At 37.7% G+C, this 21,503-nt stretch carries 2 protein-coding genes; one reads left to right on the plus strand and one right to left on the minus strand.

Translation table 11 applies throughout. The features are described 5' to 3' along the window. The first annotated feature begins 902 nt into the window (after window positions 1–902). On the plus strand, window positions 903–1,712 hold the full coding sequence (locus tag PEDSA_RS19660; protein WP_013633726.1) for a CPBP family intramembrane glutamic endopeptidase: 810 nt from the start codon (window positions 903–905) through the stop codon (window positions 1,710–1,712). Window positions 1,713–2,235: 523 nt separating this feature from the next. On the opposite strand, the gene PEDSA_RS20070 is transcribed toward PEDSA_RS19660, so the two are convergent. Further along, window positions 2,236–21,465, minus strand: coding sequence for a Calx-beta domain-containing protein (locus PEDSA_RS20070; protein WP_013633727.1), 19,230 nt, complete (start codon window positions 21,463–21,465; stop codon window positions 2,236–2,238). Window positions 21,466–21,503: the final 38 nt, after the last annotated feature.

Consider the following 21,503-nt stretch of genomic DNA (forward strand, 5'->3'; position numbering starts at 1 on the left):
CAGGCTTTAGATATTTAAAGAAGCTGGTATCGACTAAAATAAGCAGATACAATGTCTTTTTAAAGGAACAAAGCTTGCCTTGGCTAAAGCTGATGATTGAGGCTTTTTACGTTCAAACTTTCAGGTATTTCTTCAAATTATAGCATAGCGCTGCCATTAAAATATGTTTATTAGAATTCGACTTGTTAAGAACTACTCCAGGAGACGGATATAATATTAGGATACTGGTAACAGTATTTATCTATAAACAAAGGAGTATTAAAACAGAGATTTTGTAGAGCTCTACCTCTATGAACCCTCTATAAACCCTCTGTTTTATCACTAGTACCCCTCTAAAAAAGAGCATGTAGTAATAAGTGTGTTATTAATCAATAGCGGATAAGTAAGCTTTAAAAAAATGAATAACCCGGAGTCTCAAACCCCCATCTCACTCCGCAGGATATTTTATCTTCTTTGCCAGTCATCAGAATCACGGATTATATGCAGATTAACAGAATCTACGGATTTGACTTGTATAGTACATCAATTTCAGTGAAATCTTTTAATCTCTTGAATCTGTGATCCAGACGGCAAACAATTGACAATGAAGATTGCCACTTCGCACCTACGTACAAACCATCCCTTCTCTCATCGCAATGACAAGGAAAAAAGGATAGGCCACGACAGGAGATGAACAAAAAAATGATGGACAATATTCTACAGAAGTCGAAGACTCTTTTTTATTGACTAACCCGCAGAGGCAGTTCACTTAACTCTGCGGACAGATTAGGGATTTATATAAATGATTAAAGCCCACTCGTAACCATAGGTTGCAAAACCGCGAACGAAGTACTCTTCTTTCACCACTTTTTATTAAATTTAGTGTTGTCTTACAAAGTAATTACAAGTAAAACCACTAACCAGTGACAGAACCTACTATTAAAAATTATCTGAACGTAGCTCAAAGTATTGGAATTACGGGTATTTTAATATTAGGACTTCTTTTATTATATCCTGTGAATTTAATCCTAAACAAATTTCTCAGCAAAGAAGTTTCCATACTATTGTGTTACCTTTTTGCATATGGAATTTCTCTACTCGTTATTTACTCAATCAGAAAAAGTAAAACAAGAGATTATTCATTTAACCTGATTATTGCGAATAAACGAATTCTTTCCTTCATCATTACAGGAACAATTGCACTACTTTTTGGTATAATATTTCCAATAGTAAAATTATTAGTGAATTTAATACCTATGCCAGAAATTGTACAAAAAACATTTATGAGCTTTGGAAATCAAACAGGTGTTTTTTCTTTTATATTGATTGTTATAGTGGTTCCAATTTTTGAGGAACTTATTTTCAGAGGTATTATACTGGATGGACTATTAAGAAAACATTCTCCACTTAAATCTATCTTGATTTCGACTCTGCTGTTTGGATTAGCTCATTTAAACCCATGGCAATTTGTAACCGGATGTATAATAGGAATTTTCTCTGGTTGGGTTTATTACAATACACGTAGTTTATTGCTTTCCATCATAATTCATGCTACTAATAATTTAAGTGTTTTTCTTATGAAACACTTCCACTTCATTGATATTAAGTCAATCTATAATGATACTACAAATCTTATTTTAACTATGGCGGGACTTGTTACTATTATTATAGTTTGTATCTATTATTTAAAAAAGGAGTTTATGAAGAATGCCCACGGACTTGCCTATCCTTAGAATTAGTTTACAGTCTCTGTTTGCCTATCATTTATAATGAACAGGAGTTTGAAACTCTAATAAATCGAGTCGGAGACTCTTTTTTATTGACTAACCCGCAGAGACATTTCACTTAACTCTGCGGACAGATTAGAGTCTCCTCCCTCGTTTAAAATCTGAGAGTCGCTTTACTAACACTCAAACCAGATCCGGGGAGATTCCCCAGAAGGAGAAGAAATGAACGGACAGAAGAGATAAAAACACAGGCTTTAGAATAAAATCACTGACCTACTCCCCTCTCCTTTAGAGAGGGGCCGGGGATGAAGCTTCTTCAGTCTTTGGAATTATCTTATTTGTTTGTCTATAGAGTTAAGCACAGCATCTCTACAGCTTAATGGATAAGCAGGAGTCTGAAACTCCTGCTTAAAATAAATCAAAGCTCCTTTTCCTAATCCGCAGAGAGGTTTCGGTTAACTCCGCGGACAGCTTAAATGCACCTCCAAGTTTCTCAATACCCAATACGCTATACTCAATACCAAAAAACCTACCTCCTCATAATCACATAGCCTTTATTCAACAATGGTTTTCCGTTAGCATCTTTGGTATGGATAATAAAAAAATAAACACCATCTACCAGATCTTCCCCTTTATTCGCCAGCATACCTGCATTGGCTTTTCCGGCAAAGGCTACGTCCTTATTGTTATATCCTTTTATTCTGAATACCTCATTGCCCCAACGGTTATAAATTACCACTTCATTATCCGGGAACTGTTCGATATTATAAATTACAAACACTTCATTACCTTCTCCGTCACCATTAGGAGACATATATGGATCTGGCTGTATATTCCCATTTTCATCCGGGCCAAGAGGTTTTCCTTCCGGATAGAAATCCTGAATCATAACCAAAGCAGAGTCTCCAATAGTCACAAAGTTAGATGGATCTACGGCTATTATTTTTGCTTCTACACTTTCGTCATCTTCTTTGATAAAGTCTCGCAGGGTTTTCACCAAAAAGTACTGGGTCGTTACGGTATCTCCCGCAGCAATCCTGATCACATCAAAGTTTCCTTCTAAAGTATAGTCTTTATTCAACTCTGCAGTTCCAGAAAAATCCAGTACCACATTTACATCCTGGAATAATGGTTCGCTTAGCTTAGCGGTGATTTTAACCACTTCGCCTTCGGTAACAACCGTAAGTACCGGCGTAAGATCTACCCTTACTTTTGGCTGTACATACAAGGTTACATTTGCAGTATCCCTTAATCCTTCCGGATCTTTTACTTCATAAACAAAAGTATCTATTCCCGTAAAACCAGGGTTTGGAACATAAACAAATGCTCCGTCCATACCATCAAAGAACTCGATTTTACCATGTTTAGGAAATTCCAGAACTCTAAAGGTTAGTACATCACCATCTACATCGTAATCGTTTAAACCTACGTTTTCGCGGATGCTGCTGTCTCTTTGTACATAGTAAATATCGTCTACGGCTATCGGTGCATCATTAACCGGAATAATAGTGATCTGTACCCTCGCTTCATTTGATAGCCTTCCGAAAATATCTTTTACGGTATAAGTAAATGTATCGTAACCATTTACATCCTTATCTGGAGAGTAGGTTACTGTTCCATCTGCATGAACAACAACTTTACCTATGCTCGGAGATGTTACTATTTTCACCGTTTTCGGATCTATCCCTTCATCATGTTTATCGTTAGCGGTAACAGAGAAAGTAACAGGCTCGTCTTCCAGGGTTGTCACATAATCGTCCATAGCCATTGGTGCGAAATCGTCATTCAGAATAACACCTTTACCGTCTGGACCTATAATCAGCTGCCCATCAAATGTTGGCGCTAAGTTCATTAACTTCAAACCAAAGGTTTCATCGTCTTCGTACTTAGTATCTCCGATGATGGTAACATCTACTTTTTTTGTCTCTCCGGTATAACCCGCAAAACTTAAATAACCACTGGCTTTTACATAATCTTTATCCGCTACGGTTGCTGTACCATCTACCGTTGTATAATTTACTGTAAACGGTTTATCTGTTGTTTTGTCCAGAGTTATGGTAAAGGTTACGGTTTTTGTTCCACTGTGCCCTTCCAACACCGGAGCCGGACTGGTTATAGTGAGATAACCTGTATCATTATCATAAATATTTAGCACTGGAATTGGCAGTGCCATAGATACATTATTATACGGATTATCTATTTTGGTAACATTTAACACCACAGTTTCTGTTTCCTCTACAATATCATCATCAATAGTTTTAATATTTAACACGGCTCTGTTTTCTCCTGCCGGGATAGTGATATTTGTTGCAGAAGATAGCGCGATATAGTCGCTTGCTGTTGCTGTACCACCCAATTTAAAGTGGATGGTAATATCCTTATCTGAGGTTACACCCGGATTTAACGTGAACACAAATTGTCCATCCTGCATTCCTTCTATTCCGTCTACTTTAGATACGGTTATTAAAGAGCTATCATCATTCAGGATAACGTTATTAGTTTCTGTTATAGGTATGGTTAAGCGATTATTAAAGGTATTACTTAAACCAAACACCTTGAATTTAAAGTCCTCATCGGCTTCTATTTTTAAATCTCCGTTTACCCAAACTGTCACAGACTGTACTTCACCGGCATGTCCTGCAAAAGACAATTCTCCTTCGGTATGCACATAATCTTTATCGGCAACGGTCGCCGTTCCATTTTCGGTTGTGTATTTCACGACAAAGCTACTTCCTGTTTCTTTTTCTAAAGTAAGATCGAAGGTATAAGCTGTGGTACCATTATCGCCTTCTTTTTTTGTTACAGGTGCGCTTAACTTCAATATTGTAAAATCATTGTCTATAATTTTTGCTACCGGGAGATTTGGATTTACGGTTATGGATGCTGGGTAGTTTGTATTTATGGAATTGATAGCAATGCTAACGGTTTCGTCATGTTCTATAATTTCATCATCTATTACCGGAAGTTCCAATATGGCACTTTCTTTATCAGCCGGAATGGCAAACACACCGTTTACATTGCTTTTATAATCTACCCCACCTGCAGTTGCTGTTCCACCTAGTGTATAATCTATAACTGTTGGAATATCGGAAGTATAACCAAGAGGGTAACTAAATTTAAAGCGAATGGGGATGGTTCCTGCTTCTGCTCCATCCATTGCTGTAACAATAATCTCTGCATTATCGTCATTCAGAATAGTAACGGCACCTCTATCTTTCTGTATAGATAACCTGCCCTCGAAAGTTCTGGATAATGCTTTCAACACCACATCAAAAACTTCATCAGCTTCAATCTTTTTATCCCCAACAATGGTGATGGCAATGGTTTGCTTTTCTCCGGCTTTTCCGGCAAAGCTGAGAGTTCCATTATTTACACCCACATAATCGTTATCTGTCACTTTAGCTGTTCCGTCTTCTGTATTGTAACTTACGGTGAAAGGCAAACCGGTTTCCTTATCCAATGTCACGTCAAGAATAATTTGTTTATAAGCCAAATCTCCTTCGCTAATTTGTGCATCTTCAATACGGATTTTCCCGTAATCGTTATCCAAAATATATGCTCGAATTGGCGAATTATTTACGGCAATTCCTCCGTAGTTCTCGTTAACTACATTTCCTGTTTTCAGCTCAATTACTTCTGTTCCTTCAACAATATCGTCGTCAACAACGGGAAGCCTTAAAGTAATGCTATTTGCACCTGCCGGAATTATAACCTCGCCAGAGATTGCACCGATATAGTCCTTTCCGGCTCCCTGTGCTATTCCTGATAATGCATAAGGAATTTTGGTTGGATAATCACTTACTATATTTTGAGGGAAACTGAATGTAAACACAACATCTTCTCCTCCTTCTGCCCCATCTGTTTTGGTGATATGGATAACTTTATTGGCTTCTATATTATCATCATCAATAATAATCCCTTCGGCTTTGTCGACTTCTATAATCAATCGGTTATTGAAATTTTCAGACAAACCAAAAAGCTGTACAAAGAAATCTTCATCGCCTTCTATCTTCTTATCGCCATTTACCAGAATAATAATCTCTTTTCTTTCTCCTTTTGTTCCTCCAAAATCTAAAGTACCTGATTTTGGAATATAGTCGTTATCAGCCACAGTTGCTGTTCCGTCTACAGTACGGTAGTTTACTGTAAAAGGGTTTCCTACATTGTTATTCAGGATTACGGTAAATTTTGCCTCGGTTGTGCCTACATCTCCTTCTGTTACTTCTACCGGACCTAAAATCCTGATTTCTGCATTATCATTATCTTTGATATATGCGGTTGTGGACTCTGTCTGGATGGCAATTTCATTGGTATATTTACCTCTTATTGCATTTACTTTTAGCACAATGGTTTCATCATCTTCTATCAAATCGTCGTCTACTACATCCAATGTCAATGTCACCGACTTATCGCCCGGTGCTATTGTTACATTGCCTGAAGTCGCTCCTATATAATCTACTCCGTTTCCGATAGCTGTACTTTCTGCTGTCATAGCATAATCAATCAGAATAGGTTCATCTGCTGTAACGTCATCTGCCAAAGTAAAAGTAAATGTTACCGGATCGCCACCTTCTTCGCCATTTGTTTTGGTAACTATAATTCTGGTCCGATCGTCATTTTCTATTGTTCCTGTCAGTTTGGTATTCACTATACTTAACCGGTTATCGAACGTATTGGAAAGTTCGGTCAGTAATAATTCAAAATATTCATCGGCTTCTATTTTCTTATCGCCAATAATGCGGATTGTTATTTCCTGTAGTTCGTTAGCCTTACCACTGAAAAACGCCTCTCCGTTTGCAGCCAGATAATCAAAATCGGAAGTTTTAGCAGTACCATCTTCTGTATGGAATTTCACCTTAAATTCTTTCGCCGTTTCTTTGTCTAACCTTAGGGTGAAAATCATATCCCTGGTATTGGAATCTCCCTCGGAAATTGATCTGGATTGCACCATTATTTTACCATAATCATTATCCTCAATAAACAAGATGCTGGTGTTGCTTTCCATTTTTACATCAGGATATTTTTGATTAATTGGTGCTCCAATAATCGTAAGATCTACCTGTTCGGTACTTTCTACGATCTCATCATCTATTACTTTTATCCTTAAAGTGGTACTGTTTTTTCCTGCCGGGATAACAATAGAAGATGAAAAACCACTAATGGTATAATCTTTATTGAGTTCTGCTGTACCGGCTAAGTTGAAGTTGATCTTTGTATCTGTATCTAAAGTTACTCCCTGCGGATAACTGAAGATAAATGCAGCGTCACTTAATCCTTCTTCCCCGTCTTGCTTGGTGATGCTGATTGTTTTATTCAACTCGATGTTATCATCATCAATAATGTTTGCTATGGCAGGCGAACCCATAATACGCAACCTATCTCCAAAGGTTTCTGAAAGCTCTTTTACAATCACTTTAAAAAACTCATTTCCCTCTACTTTTGTATCACCATTAATAGCTACCCGAATTAGCTGCTTTTCATTAGGTTTTTGACCGCTGAATGAAAGTACTCCAGTTGCATATTGATAGTCATTATCCTCTAAAGTTGCTGTCCCGTCTTCTGTCTCGTATTTTACAGTAAAGCTTCTGGTAGTTGGGTTGCTTAAAGTCACTTCAAAATCCAAGAACTGAGTTCCGAAATTTCCTTCAATAATGCTTAACAGTCCGTCAATTGTTAGCTCTCCATAGTCATTATCTTCTATATCTATTTTATGTGTGGTTTTGCTTAATTTGATATTATCCGGATATGGATTGTTTGCTAAAGTTGCTTCTATAATTACATCTTCTGTTCCCTCGATAATAATATCATCTATCACATTAATAAACACCGTTCCACTATGCTCTCCCGCATTAATTACCAATTTTCCAACTGTTGGTAAATCGTTATAATCTACCCCATTTCCTGTTGCAGTACCTCCAAGATTGTAAGTAATGGTAACTGGCTGATCGACCGTTACACCATCCAGCAAAGTAAACTTAAATGTTCCTTTTACTTCTCCTTTTTCTTGTCCGTCTGTCCCGGTTATTTCAATTTTTAAATTATCATCATTAATAATGGTACCAATAGCTGGTTTAGTTGGCAAATGCAATCTGCCTTCGTAAGTGTTACTTAAACCAGTTAGTACTAATTTCAGGATTTCATCGGCCTCTACTTTTGTATCACCAAATACAGTAATCGAAAGCTTTAGTGCGGTTTTAGACAATCTATTAAATGTCAGAGTCCCAGCATTAACACCTAAATAATCTTCACCAGCAATGGCAGTACCATCTTCTGTTTTGTAAAAAACAGAAAAACCTTCCTGTGTTGGTTTATCAATAGCAACAGAAAACTCCATGGTGGTATTCCCATTGTTGCCTTCTAACACATTTACATCCTGGATGGTAATATAAGCCTCGTCATTATCTATTATAGACAAAGTTTGACTTGAATTGGCCAAGGTGATATCTTTTGGTAAAATTGCGTTAAGCACTGTCAGCGTTAGGGTTTCTGTACCTTCTACTATTTCGTCATCAACAACTGGTAAAGTTAATGTAGCGGATTGCTGTCCTGCCTGAATAACAACAGTTCCACTTAGATTACCTACATAATCGACTCCGTTTCCTATAGCGCTATTGGTTGATAAACTATAAGGAATGGTAATATCTTTTTCTGACGTAATGTTTCCATTAAGACTAAAAATAAACTGAGCCGATTTAGAGTTATCTACTGTTTCTGCTCCGTCTACTTTAGTGATATTAATCTGCCCTTCGTCATCATTTATTATCGTTACATCAATTGGTGAACCGGCAATATTTAGACGCCCGCTTAATGCCCCGTTATCTACAGCTTTTATTGCAACTCTAAAGATTTCATCAAGTTCTACTTTCTCATCTCCCTTTACATACACTTTAAAAGTATGTTCTTCGCCAAAGTCTCCTTTAAATCTTAGTATTCCTTTCACTTCCAGATAATCATCATCACCAACTTTAGCTGTGATATCTTCTGTAAAATAGGCTATATCAAATGGAATTGCAGAAGAATTATTTAGTTTAACCGTATACTCCAATTCTCTATAACCGTCTTTTCCTTCTACCACAGATTTCGTTCCGGTTAATGTAATCATAGCAGAGTCATTATCTTCTATGATGATGGTGCATACCTGATTGTTTAAGGTTATTTGTGGATAAACACTCGTTAGATTAGCCGTTAATAATACCGTTTCATCTTCTTCTACTTTATCATCATCGATAACTTCTATTTGTAATATCTTTTCAGTTTCACCTGGTTCAAAAGTAATGGTGCCTTTTGCTGCATTGCCATAGTCTTCTCCCAGCGTTGCCTCTCCGGTTAAATCATAATCTATTGTAAATGGTGTATCAGAAGAATATCCATTTAATATACTGAATATGAACTGCCCATTAAGCGGTCCTTGTTCTTTTCCTCTGGTTCCGGTAATGCTAATTTTAGCAAAATCGTTATCTAATATGGTTGCTGCGGCAGGTTGTGTTGGCAAAGACACGTGACCTCCAAAATCATTACTTAGACCGCTTAAAGCCACATAGAATTGTTCGGTAGCTTCTACCACTTTATCGCCTATAATCTTAATAATAAACTTACGCGTGGTATTGTCTTTATCAAAAGCTAAAACACCGTTCTGCTCGGCAATATAGTCGGACCCCGCTTTTGCTGTTCCATCTGCCGTACTGTATCTTACGATAAACGGTTCTTGCGTTGGCTGACTTACCGAAACGGTAAATTCCAAATCCTTTGTATTTAAATCTCCTTCTGTTATCGTTGGACTAGATATACTAATTAAAGCGCTATCGTTATCTTCTATTTCTAGCTTAACTTTAGGATTAACCAAGGCTATCTTATTTCTTGGATTATCATCTCTAACCGTTGCTGTTAAATTGACTTCTTCCGTTCCCTCCACCAGATTATCATCAATAACTTTAAGCGTAAGCGTAACGCTATTGCTGCCTTTTGGTATTTTTAATGGACTTAATTCAAGTGGATCAATAGTATAATCTTCTCCTATTTTTGCAGAAATATCATCTAAATCATAATCGATAAAAATATCCTCATCAACCGTTTTTCCGTTGGTCAGCTTAAACGTGAAAGTTGCATTTTGTGCGCCTTCTTTGCCGCCCTCAGCTGTAATTTCAATAGTCGAGAAATCATCGTTTTCTATGGTTCCTTTGATGTCTTTTATTGGAAAAGTCAATCGGCCTTCGAAATTTTTAGAAGGATCTTCAAACAGTAAACTGAAAATCTCGTCCGGCTCTACCACATGGTCGCCCTTGATCTTGATGATAACAGGGTATGTTTCGTTTTCATTTCCCGAGAAGGTTAGCGTTCCTGTTTCTGCCACATAGTCTTCGCCTGCGGCAGCCGTAATGTCCTGAGTTTTGTAGTTAACGGTAAAGCCTCCTGCTGTGGCCATATTCAGCTTCACTAAAAACTCGTAATCTTTTTCTCCGCTGTCTCCTTCTATGATTTTAGGTTCGCCAGTTACGGTTAAAGTGGCTCTGTCATTATCCCGAATCTCCAATACCGGAACTGGTGCCCCTAATTTGATTTCATTGGCATAAGCCGAAGAAACAGTCAGGTTTTCTAAAATAATCGTTTCTGTACCTTCTACTATCTTGTCATCTACAATATTGAAAACCAATTCTACACTACTCTTATCCGCAGGAATAACAATTTGTGTAGCAAGGGCACTGTTGGTCAGTGTATAATCTGGCGTTGTTGCTGTTCCTGCTAAACGATAACTAATGGTTACCGGTTGGTCTGCCGTTACTTCGTTTCCGAACTTGTCTACCAAAGTAAACTTGTAAATAGCTTTGCCGTTGTCGCCATCTTCCTCTCCATGGATGGCCGTGACTTTAACTTCGGCACTATCATCATTTAACAAGGTTCCTAGCCCAATATTCTTTGTTGGATCTAAGGTTAAGTGTCCGCCAAAAAGATCTTCTAATCCTGTTAATACCAATTTAAAAACCTCATCTGCCTCTACTTTTCTATCGCCATAGTAGGTAACAGTAATTGGATTAGCATCTGCAGGTAACCTTCCTATAGATATTTCTGATAACGGTATCGCTTTATAATCCTCGCCAGCAGTTGCTGTTTGATCTTCCGTTCGATAATAAACTTTAAAAGAACTCTCAACTTCTTTATTTATACTTACATTAAACGTCAATGTGTGATCTCCGGAATGCTGCTCCTGTACTTGTACATTGTTGATACTTACAAAACCGTAATCATTATCGATGATTTTTAGTGTCGCTGTATTATTGTTATCCTTAAACTGAATTCCATAAGGAGCATTTTGCAATGCTGCTGTAAGCACAACCGTTTCATCGCCTTCTACAATCTCATCATCCACAATGTTAATTTGAACATCTACCAAATGATCGCCTTTTTTTATGACTACAGATCCATTAACTGGAGCATAGTCTGCAGGAGATTTAGCCTTACCTCCAAAAGTATAGCTTATCTCCAGGTCCTGATCTACCGTTATGCCCGGTGGTAAGCTAAAGGTAAATATCCCCGGTTTGTTATTGGCTGGTGCTTCTTCTCCGTCTTTTGCGGTAATAGTAATGTCTGCAAAATCATCGTTTTCTATAATGGTTTTTATAGACGCTACCGGATAAGTCAATCTGCCTTCGTAATCATTGCTGATTCCTAAAATCCTGAACAGAAAGTCTTCATTAGGTTCTACTTTCGTGTCGCCAATAATATCTACGATAACGGTTAAATCCTTATCCTTATCTCCAGTATGAATGATATCTAGCGGCGAAAAGAAATAGTCATTATCACTTTGTTTTGCCAGACCATCTACTGTAGCCAGCTTTATGGTAAACGGGTCCTGAGTTGATTTGGTTAGCTTAAGTGTATAGGTAATTTTAGTGATATACGGCGTGTTGCCTTCCGTAACCTTGTCTGCTCCTGTCAATAATAGTTCCGCCGAATCGTTATCCCTGATCTGTACTACCGGTCTGTTATTACTTAAAGTAACCAGGGAAGGATAAGCGGTCCCACTGGTATTGATACCTACCGTTTTAAACGAAATGGTCTCGGTAAATTCTACAATATCATCGTCTACAACATCAAATTCCAGATCAACATAAGTCGATCCCGCAGGAATGGTTACCCTGCTTGTGGTGACATTATCATTAGTTACTACAGCATAATCTGCAGGGCTGACAGCCGTTCCCTGTAAACTATAATCGATCACTATGTCCCCATCTGAAATATTACCGTTGGTCAGTTCGAAACGGAAGTAAGGCTTTGTAAGAGATCCTTCTGCATCGCTTACTGCTGTGATGTTTACTACTGCTTTATCATCGTTTATAATTGTTCCGGTGCCCGGCAAAATTGGCAAATGCAATTTGCCTCCAAAATCTATACTGAAGTCACTCAGAAATACATTGAAAACTTCATTGGCTTCAACTTTTTTATCTCCGTTTACCTGCACTGTAAACGTTTTTGAGTCTGTAGATAAAGCACCGAAGTTAAGCGTTCCTGTCGTAGCCTGATAATCTTCTCCCGCTATAGCCGTATCATCTGCTGTAGCATATTTTACAGAAAATGGTTTTTGTGTGGATTTGTCCAGGCCTACTGTAAATGTAAATGAAGTGGTATTGCTATCTCCCTCTTCCTTACTTACATTCTGTATAGACAATGTAGCTTCATCGTTATCTTCAATATTTAGCGTTAGCTCCGGATTACTGATGATAATATTATTGCGTGAATTACTTAGTGTTTTGGCATTAATCTTAACAGTTTCTGTGCCCTCTACAATATTGTCATCAATAATGGTTAAGGTTAAGGTTACACTGTTGCTTCCTTTTGGTATTTTTAATGGACTTAATTCAAGTGGATCAATAGTATAATCTTCTCCTATTTTTGCAGAAATATTATCTAAATCATATTCAATAAAAATATCCTCATCAACCGTTTTTCCATTGGTTAGCTGAAAGGTGAAAGTTGCATTCTGTGCGCCTTCTTTACCGCCCTCAGCTGTAATTTCAATAGCCGAGAAATCATCGTTTTCTATGGTTCCTTTGATGTCTTTTACTGGAAAAGTCAATCGGCCTTCGAAATTTTTAGAAGGATCTTCAAACAGTAAACTGAAAATCTCGTCCGGCTCTACCACATGGTCGCCCTTGATCTTGATGATAACAGGGTATGTTTCATTTTCATTTCCCAGAAAAGTTAAGCTTCCTGTCTGAGCAACATAGTCTTCGCCTGCGGTAGCCGTAATGTCCTGAGTTTTGTAGTTAACGGTAAAGCCTCCTGCTGTGGCCATATCCAATTTCACTAAGAACTCGTAATCTTTTTCTCCGCTGTCTCCTTCTATGATTTTAGGTTCGCCAGTTACAGTTAAAGTGGCTCTGTCATTATCCCGAATCTCCAATACCGGAACTGGTACCCCTAATTTGATTTCATTAGTATAAGCCGAAGAAACGGCCAGATTTTCTAAGATAATCGTTTCTGTGCCTTCTACTATCTTGTCATCAAAAATATTGAAAACCAATTCTACACTACTCTCATTGGCAGGAATAACAATTTGTGTAGCAAGCGCGCTACTACTTAGCGTGTAATCTGGCGCTGTTGCTGTTCCATCTAAACGATAACTAATGGTGATAGGTTTGTCTACCGTTACTTCGTTTCCGGAAGGATCTACCAAAGTAAACTTATATATAGCCTTACCGTTGTCTCCATCTTCCTGACCATGGATGGCTGCAATTTTAACTTCGGCTTTGTCATCATTTAATAAAGTTCCTAAACCAATATTCTTTGTTGGATCTAAGGTTAAATGTCCGCCAAAAAGATCTTCTAATCCTGTTAATACCAATTTAAAAACCTCATCCGCTTCCACTTTACGATCACCATAATAGGTAACGGTAATTGGATTATTATCCGTTGGTAACCTCCCGATAGATATTTCTGATGATGGTATGGCTTTATAATCTTCGCCAGCCGTTGCCGTTTGGTCTTCGGTATGGTAATAAACTTTGAAAGATTGTGATACTTCTTTATCAATCGACACCTTAAAGGTTAGCGTATGTTCCCCAGAATGTTGCTCCTGAACCTGAACGTTATTGATACTCACGAAACCGTAATCATTGTCTATAATCCTTAAAGAAGCTGTATTGGTATTATCTTTAAATTTAATACCATAAGGAGCATTTTGCAATGTAGCAGTAAGTACAACCGTTTCATCTCCCTCTACAATATCATCATCCACCACATCTATCTGAACATCTACATAACGGGTCCCTTTTTTTATGATTGCCTGTCCACTAACAGGAGCATAATCTTCAGGAGACTTGGCTGTGCCTCCCAAAGTATAGCTTATTCTCAGGTCTTCATCTACAGTAATGTTCGGTGGTAAACTAAAGGTAAATATCCCCGGTTTGTTATTGGCTACTGCTTCTTCACCATCTTTCGCCGTAATAGTAATGTCTGCAAAATCATCGTTTTCTATAATGGTTTGTATAGACGGTGTTGGGATGGTTAATCTGCCTTCGTAATTATTGCTGATTCCCAAAATCTTGAAGAAGAAATCTTCATCACGCTCTACTTTCGTGTCGCCAATAATATCTACCGTAACCGTAAGTTCTTCCGATTTGTTCCCGCTATGAACAACATCTTTCGGAGAGAAGAAATAATCGTTATCGCTTTGTTTTGCCAAACCATCTTCTGTTACAAGTTTTATGGTAAACGGATCCTGAGTTGACTTGGTAAGCGTAATTGTATAGCTAATTTTCGTGATATCTGGTGTATTGCCTTCTTTAACCTTATCTACTCCCTTAAGCAACAATTCTGCCGAATCATTATCCTCTATTTGTATTATAGGTCTGCTGTTGCTTAAGCTAATTAAGGTTGGATATTCTGTACTTGTTGAATTGATACCCACCGTTTTAAAAGAAATAGTTTCGGTAAGCTCTACAATATCATCATCCACCACATCAAATTCCAAGTCAACATAAGTTGTACCCGCCGGAATTGTTACCGTATTTGTGGAGACATTATCATTGGTTATAACAGTATAATCTGCCGCACTCACCGCCGTTCCGTCTAAACTATAATTAATAACTACCGGTTTGTCAGAAGTATTTCCGTTTGTAAATTCAAAACGAAAACGTGGATTCTGAGTAGACCCTTCTTTTCCGTTTAATGACGTAATATTAATTACGGCTTTGTCATCATCCAGAATGGTATATGTCGCCGTAGAATTTTGTATGGTTAACCTTCCGCCAAAGTTTTGGCTCAAACTACCCAATATCAGATTAAATTTCTCGTCCTGCTCTACAATTTTATCTCCGATTATTGATGCTTCTATTTTGAATTCCTGAGCAACTGCCGAAGCAGGAAAAGTTACAACTCCTGCTGTAGCATTATAATCGCTATTTAAAGTAGCGGTTACATCCTGAAAACTGTATGGAATTGATACATTTTCTCCAATTGCCTTATTGATATTAACCGTAAAATAAACAGGAGTGTCTCCGCTGTCTTTTTCGTCTTGCGAAGCAGGAGCTATTAAAGTGATCACACCGGTATCATCATCTTTTATAGTTAGAGTCTCTATATTATTTTGTAAAGTAATGGCATGGGCATTAGGATTAATAACATTGCTGATCTCTAATATTACCGTCTTATCCAATTCAATAACATCATCATCAATTAAAACAATAGGCAAAATCACTTCGTTTTTTCCGGCAGGTATTGTTACAGTACCTATTGCCGACGTTGTAAAATCTGTGGATGGACTTGCAGTTCCGCCTAACTTATAATGTAAAGTAATGGATTGATCTGATGTCATTCCAGCAGGTAGTTTAAATATAAACTCACCGTTTTTAGAACCCTCGACACCATCTTTATGATTGATGGTAATCGTGGCAAAATCATCATTTTCTATAATAACTTTCTGTTCTGCCTGAGCAATAGTTAATCGTCCTTCGAAATTTTTGCTCAATTGCTCCAACACCAGTTTAAACAGTTCTTCCTGTTCTACCACCAAATCTCCTTTTACATTTACTGCAATAGAATAGTTTTCCCCTGCGTTACCTATAAAAGGAACCTGTCCCGTATTAGATTCATAATCTTCAGGAGCGTTTGCTGTAATATCTTCAGTTCGGTAGTTTAAAGTAAATCCGGTTTTGGTAGCCTTGCTTAAAGTAACAGTAAAAGTCACTGGAGTTGTACCTGAATTGCCTTCTTTTACACGGTCGTTATCTACAGTCAAGGTAATTTCGGCAACATCTTTATCCAGGATATTCAATTTTGATGTGTTAACCGGAAGCGTAATACCCGGTAAAGCATTATCTAATGACGCGGTTATGATTACATCTTCTGTGCCTTCTACAATATCGTCATTTAAAACAGGTAGTTCTACATCTACATAATTTATGCCCGCAGGTATGGTTATTGTTCCTGCATTGGGATCAGTATAATCTGCACCTTTTGTCGCAGAACCTGAAAGACTATAAGTAATAACAGTTGGTTCTGACGATACATAATCGTCTTCAAATTTGAACCTGAAGTTACCTGCAATTGGTCCTTTTTCATCTCCATCCGTTGGGATAATTATAATCTTTGGTTTATCGTCATTAATAATTGTTCCTGTTGCTTTTGCCTCAGAAATAGAAAGGTGATTATTAAAGTTTTTATCCAGCCCCATCAATTCTACAAAAAACTGTTCATCCAGCTCTACTTCTTTGTCCCCTTTTACTTCAACAGTAATAAATTGCGATTTTGGTTGTCCATCAAAAACAAGTTGTCCATTAGCAATTGCGGTATAATCTGCCGAAGCTATTGCCGTTCCATCCTGTGTCGAGTAATTAACGGTGAACGACTCTTTGGTTTGCTTATCCAATATAACCTCGAAGGTAAAGTTCGTAATACCTGCGTTACCTTCATCTTTACTTAAAGACTTAATTGTTATTGTCCCGTAATCATTATCGAAAATAGTTAATGAAGAAGTATTATTTGCCAAAGCTACTTTTACCGGGCCAGAATAAATAGATGCATTTAACCGTACATCTTCAATACCTTCTACAATCTGGTCGTCCTTGATCGTTATATTTAAAATAGTTTGTGTGTCCCCGGCCTTAATAGTAACCCGGCCATTCATATTTTCCATATAATCTACACCACCGCCCATGGCCTCGCCACTAAGACTATAGTCTATCAGAATATCCTTATCAGCTTTTATTCCCGCAGGCAAACTAAAAATAAATGATCCATTTTGTCCGCCCTCGGTTCCATTTACAGATGTAATGGATACATCTCCGAAATCATCATCTATAATAGTAGACGTTGTTGTTTTGGCTACAGGTGCGATTGTAATTCTCCCACCAAAATCTCCAAGTACCTCATCCAGAATCAACTTAAACTGCTCATTTGCTTCAATGATATTATCGCCTAAAATTCTAACTGAAATAGTTTGATTTTGATTAGGGGTATCTGCATTAAATTTAATTTGCCCTTTGCTTTCCGCATAGTCTGCGCCTGCGGTTGCTGTTATATCTTCAGTATGGTATTTTACTTCAAAAGCATTTTTTGTGGCTTTGTCCAAAACTAATGTATACACATAATCGTGTGTATTCCCTTCGTTGCCTTCATCTATATCCAATGGTGGAATTATTGTAATTTTACCATTATCATTATCAAGAATATTTAAGGATATATTTGGGTTAGTAATAGCAATACCATTAAAAATACTTTGGATATCCCCATTATTAATATTTAAAACAGCACTTTCTGTTCCTTCTATAATATCATCATCTATTACATCCAGCTTTAAAATGGCTGAATTGTGTCCTTTAGGAAAAACAAATACTCCAGGTGTCAGCTCATTAATAGTATAATCGTATCCCTGTGTTGCAGAACCGGATAGGTTATAGGGTATGCTGATATCATCCCCTGCTGTTACATCCTGTGGGAAGCTAAAGATGAACTGTCCTGATACCGTATTCTCTTCATTTCCGTCTACCTTAGTGATGGTAATATTCCCTGAGTCATCATTTATAATGGTACCTGTTCCCTCTTTTTTTCCAAAAGTTAGATTCCCTCCGTAGGTATGGCTCAATTGTTCCAGAATAACTTTAAAAGTTTCATCCAGCTCAATTTTCATATCACCTCTTACCTCAATCCTCACCGGCTTAATTCCTGCATCGGTAAAAGTCAATATTTTATTTAATTGTGAAATATAATCATTGTCGGCAACTAAAGCAGTACCATCCTGTGTTGAATAAGTTATATCTAAGGGATATTGTGTCTTTTTATCTAAAGTTACCTGAAAATCGAAATATTTAGTATTGTTATTCCCTTCGCTTTCCGAAACATCCGTAATACTTACCCTTCCTATATCTATATCTTCGATGATAGCTGTTACTGTGGAGTTTGCCATCTGAATGGCATAAGAGCTGGAAATCCCATTAGCTGGGACGGTTAAAATCACTGTTTCGTTCCCCTCTATAATACCATCCGCAACAGCAGGCAGTTCTAACTTTACAGAATTTGTATTCGCTTTCAGAATAACGGAACCGTTAATAGTACCGGTATAATCTATACCTGCCTGCGCGTTTCCTCCCAGCTCATAAAATATCTCTATGTCTTTATCTGCGGTTTTTCCATTTTCCAAAGTGAAGATAAAATCAACACTTTTACTCCCTTCCTTGCCGTCTGCTTTAGTTAAAACAATATTGGCAAGATCATCATTAATGATCTCTCCGTAATTTTCCTTTACCGGAAATTTCAAAAGTCCGTTAAAATCAAAACTTAGATTAGAAAATTGTAGCTTAAACTTTTCATTGGCTTCTATCTTATCATCACCATTTACAATTACTTTTACTTCTTTCACCTGGTTACCCTGGTTAGGACTGAAAGTCAGGAATCCATCCTTAAACTGATAATCATTGTCTGATACTTTAGCTTCCTGGTCAATAGTTTTATAATCTATCGTAAAACCACTTTTTGTAGGCTTGTCTAATGTTATAGTAAACACAAACTCCTTCGTAGTTCCATTGTCGCCTTCGGATAATTTAACTGCCGGACTTAGTGTCAATGTTGCTTCATCATTATCAAATATTTTCGCTACAGGAACATTGTTGTCTAAACTAACTTTACTCCTATTATCTCCTGCAATTGAAACAATGTCTATTATAATCTCTTCTGTACCTTCGACGATGTTATCATCTATAACCGGAAGTTCAAGTTCAATACTTTGTGTATTCGCAGGAATAGTGATACTCGCCGGACTTGCAGCAGTTCCTACATTTCCTTCATAATCTATTGAATTTCCATCTGCAGTACCACTTAGAAGAAACTTGACATCAATAGGTGTATCGGATGTTACACCGTTTTGGAAAGAAAACATAAACTTGGCGGGTTTTGTCCTTGGAGTTATATCTTCTTCATAACCATCGACTGCCGTGATTTTGACAAGACCAAGATCATCATCGTTAATTGTTCCTTCTGCTTCCGAAACCGCAATAACATTTCCTCCACTCGCATTGGTCAGAATAATCTTGAAACGTTCATTCTTTTCTATAACCTTGTCAGGATTGATCTGTATCTTCAGCGTTGCATTTAACTGATTTGCAGGGATTACAATTTGTCCGGTTAATGGGCTTAAAATATCGTCACCATTGGTTTCAAGATGTTGTATTTTATAATCGACAGTGATATCACATTTTGAAACCTGTGATAAACTAATTGGAAAGTCGATATAAGTGGTCCCTGAACTCCCTTCGGTTACCGTTGCCCCATAAATCGAAATATTTGTTTTATTAATCGTTATGTCTTTCTTTTCCTTGTAATTATTACACTGCCCATTTGGACACTCTATAAAGGGATCAGTTGGCGGAGCATCATCCGGATTTGTAGCACCGGGATCTGTATGGTCTTTTGGCCGCATCACAAAGGCACTTACTTCCAGCGTTCCTGCATTGATATAATCCGTAAGCTTTCCGGAAAAAGTAAGTGTCATGGTCTTTTTATTGGCGAGATCTATTCCTCCGATATATGGCGAAGGTGTTGTATTTTCAACATATAATGTCCCATCTCCGGTGTTAGCTACACTATTTACCAAGAATTGTGAAGGGTAATAAAAGAAAATTTTAGCTCCTTTAACATCATCCGGACCGTTGTTTTTAATAACTACCGTATATTTAATATCCTCTCCAACACAGTAAGAAGTTTGATTAGATGTTATACTTACCACTTCCAGATCCGACTCGCGGAAAGTGACGTCCATATAAGTAAAAATCGGCTTGCTAATGATATAAGCCCAAGTATCCAAAACTTTATTATTCCCGAATGCCGTACTACTATATGCGGTAGTTCCCCATTTATGACCGTTAGTAGAACTACTAACTCCAGCAGCAGCAGTTTTTAGAGGATTTGATGGCCCTGGATTATTATCAATACCAGTATCATCCCAATAAATCGTATCATCATTAGGATTTGCACCATTCAACCTACGGATAATCATTCCTCCAACATTATTTTCCACATCCACAAATGGAAAGTGCACCTCACCTCCGCGTAATACAAGATTTGTTTGGGAGGGTTCTATTCTAATAGTTCCCTGTATCGCATTGCCATTTCCATCTCTGCCGTCCCAATAGATTTTATTTTGCCCACTTACTGCTGCTCCTTCCAGGGTAACATCTATAGGATCTGTAAAATTGGCATTCTTATCGACATCTATATTTAAATAATAGCTACCTGCCTGATTGGTTTTAAAATAAATATATCCACCAAGCGGAGCGGAGCCGGCCAGGTTTGTAGTTCCTTCCTTCCCAACAAAAGTCAGATCTTCAGCAACCGGAATAAAAGGCTCCTTTTTCAACCAAATGTCGTCCTGAGTACTCGTATTATTTGGGTAAGCTCCTGTATGTCTTCTTCCCTTAGCAGTTTCAGGTAAATCGTTTGCTGGGTTATTAAAGAATATTTTATGTGTAACATCAGCGTTGGTATCAGGAGAAAATGGATTATGAATATTTACTCCTGTGGAAGTATTGGCACTCTTATAAGTTGGCTGTCCTGAATTATCCCTTATCCCTTTATTATTGGAAAAAAAGTTAAATATATAGCCTGCCATTTCATTAGGCTTCACCTCATACCTGTAACCATCATATGTTTGTACATATAGAGTACTTTTAAACTTTCTATCAAATTCCTGCATGCTTGCTGCAAAAGCATTCAAATAAGCTCTGCCTTTTATAAATGCACTCCCGCTCCTGACACTGACATCAAAAGCTGTTATATAATAGGTATTATTGGATTGCGGGGCTGTAAAACTTGACACACCAGTGGGAGGCATATTCCCGTTGGTATTATTTGTGTTCGTTACTGTGCTAATAAAGAAGATAGACCAAACACCTTCCTCCCCCGCATTTACACTGATAACTACCGGATTATATCCGTTATTTGTAGAAGCGTCTCCAGCAACTCTTGGGCCTGTTTTTTCCTCAGTTCTATTATTAATTCTGCCAACACTAGTATTACTCCCTGAAGTACCAATTACTCCGCTCGGAGAAATCCATCGAATAGTACCGTTTCCAATACCCTGTGCACTAGACCCTAAATAGATGGTTTCCCCCGCCTTTGCATATACCCTTACCAAACCCTCACTTGGAAATGGCAAACTCGAGCTGGTATTCGTTCCGGAGTACAAATATAACCTGTCCCCTCCGTCAGGATTTAGCTCTAAACTCCCCTCCGCAAAAACACCAGCAGTCATATAACACATCAATAGTGACATGAATAGTGCTTTAATGCTTTGTCGGTTTAGTATATGTT

The sequence above is a fragment of the Pseudopedobacter saltans DSM 12145 genome, assembly GCF_000190735.1.
Lineage (GTDB): Bacteria > Bacteroidota > Bacteroidia > Sphingobacteriales > Sphingobacteriaceae > Pseudopedobacter > Pseudopedobacter saltans.

Bases quoted from the DNA above. Each gene is read 5' to 3' on its own strand.
- PEDSA_RS20070 (WP_013633727.1), bottom strand. From the start codon at position 21,465: ATGTCACTATTGATGTGTTATATGACTGCTGGTGTTTTTGCGGAGGGG.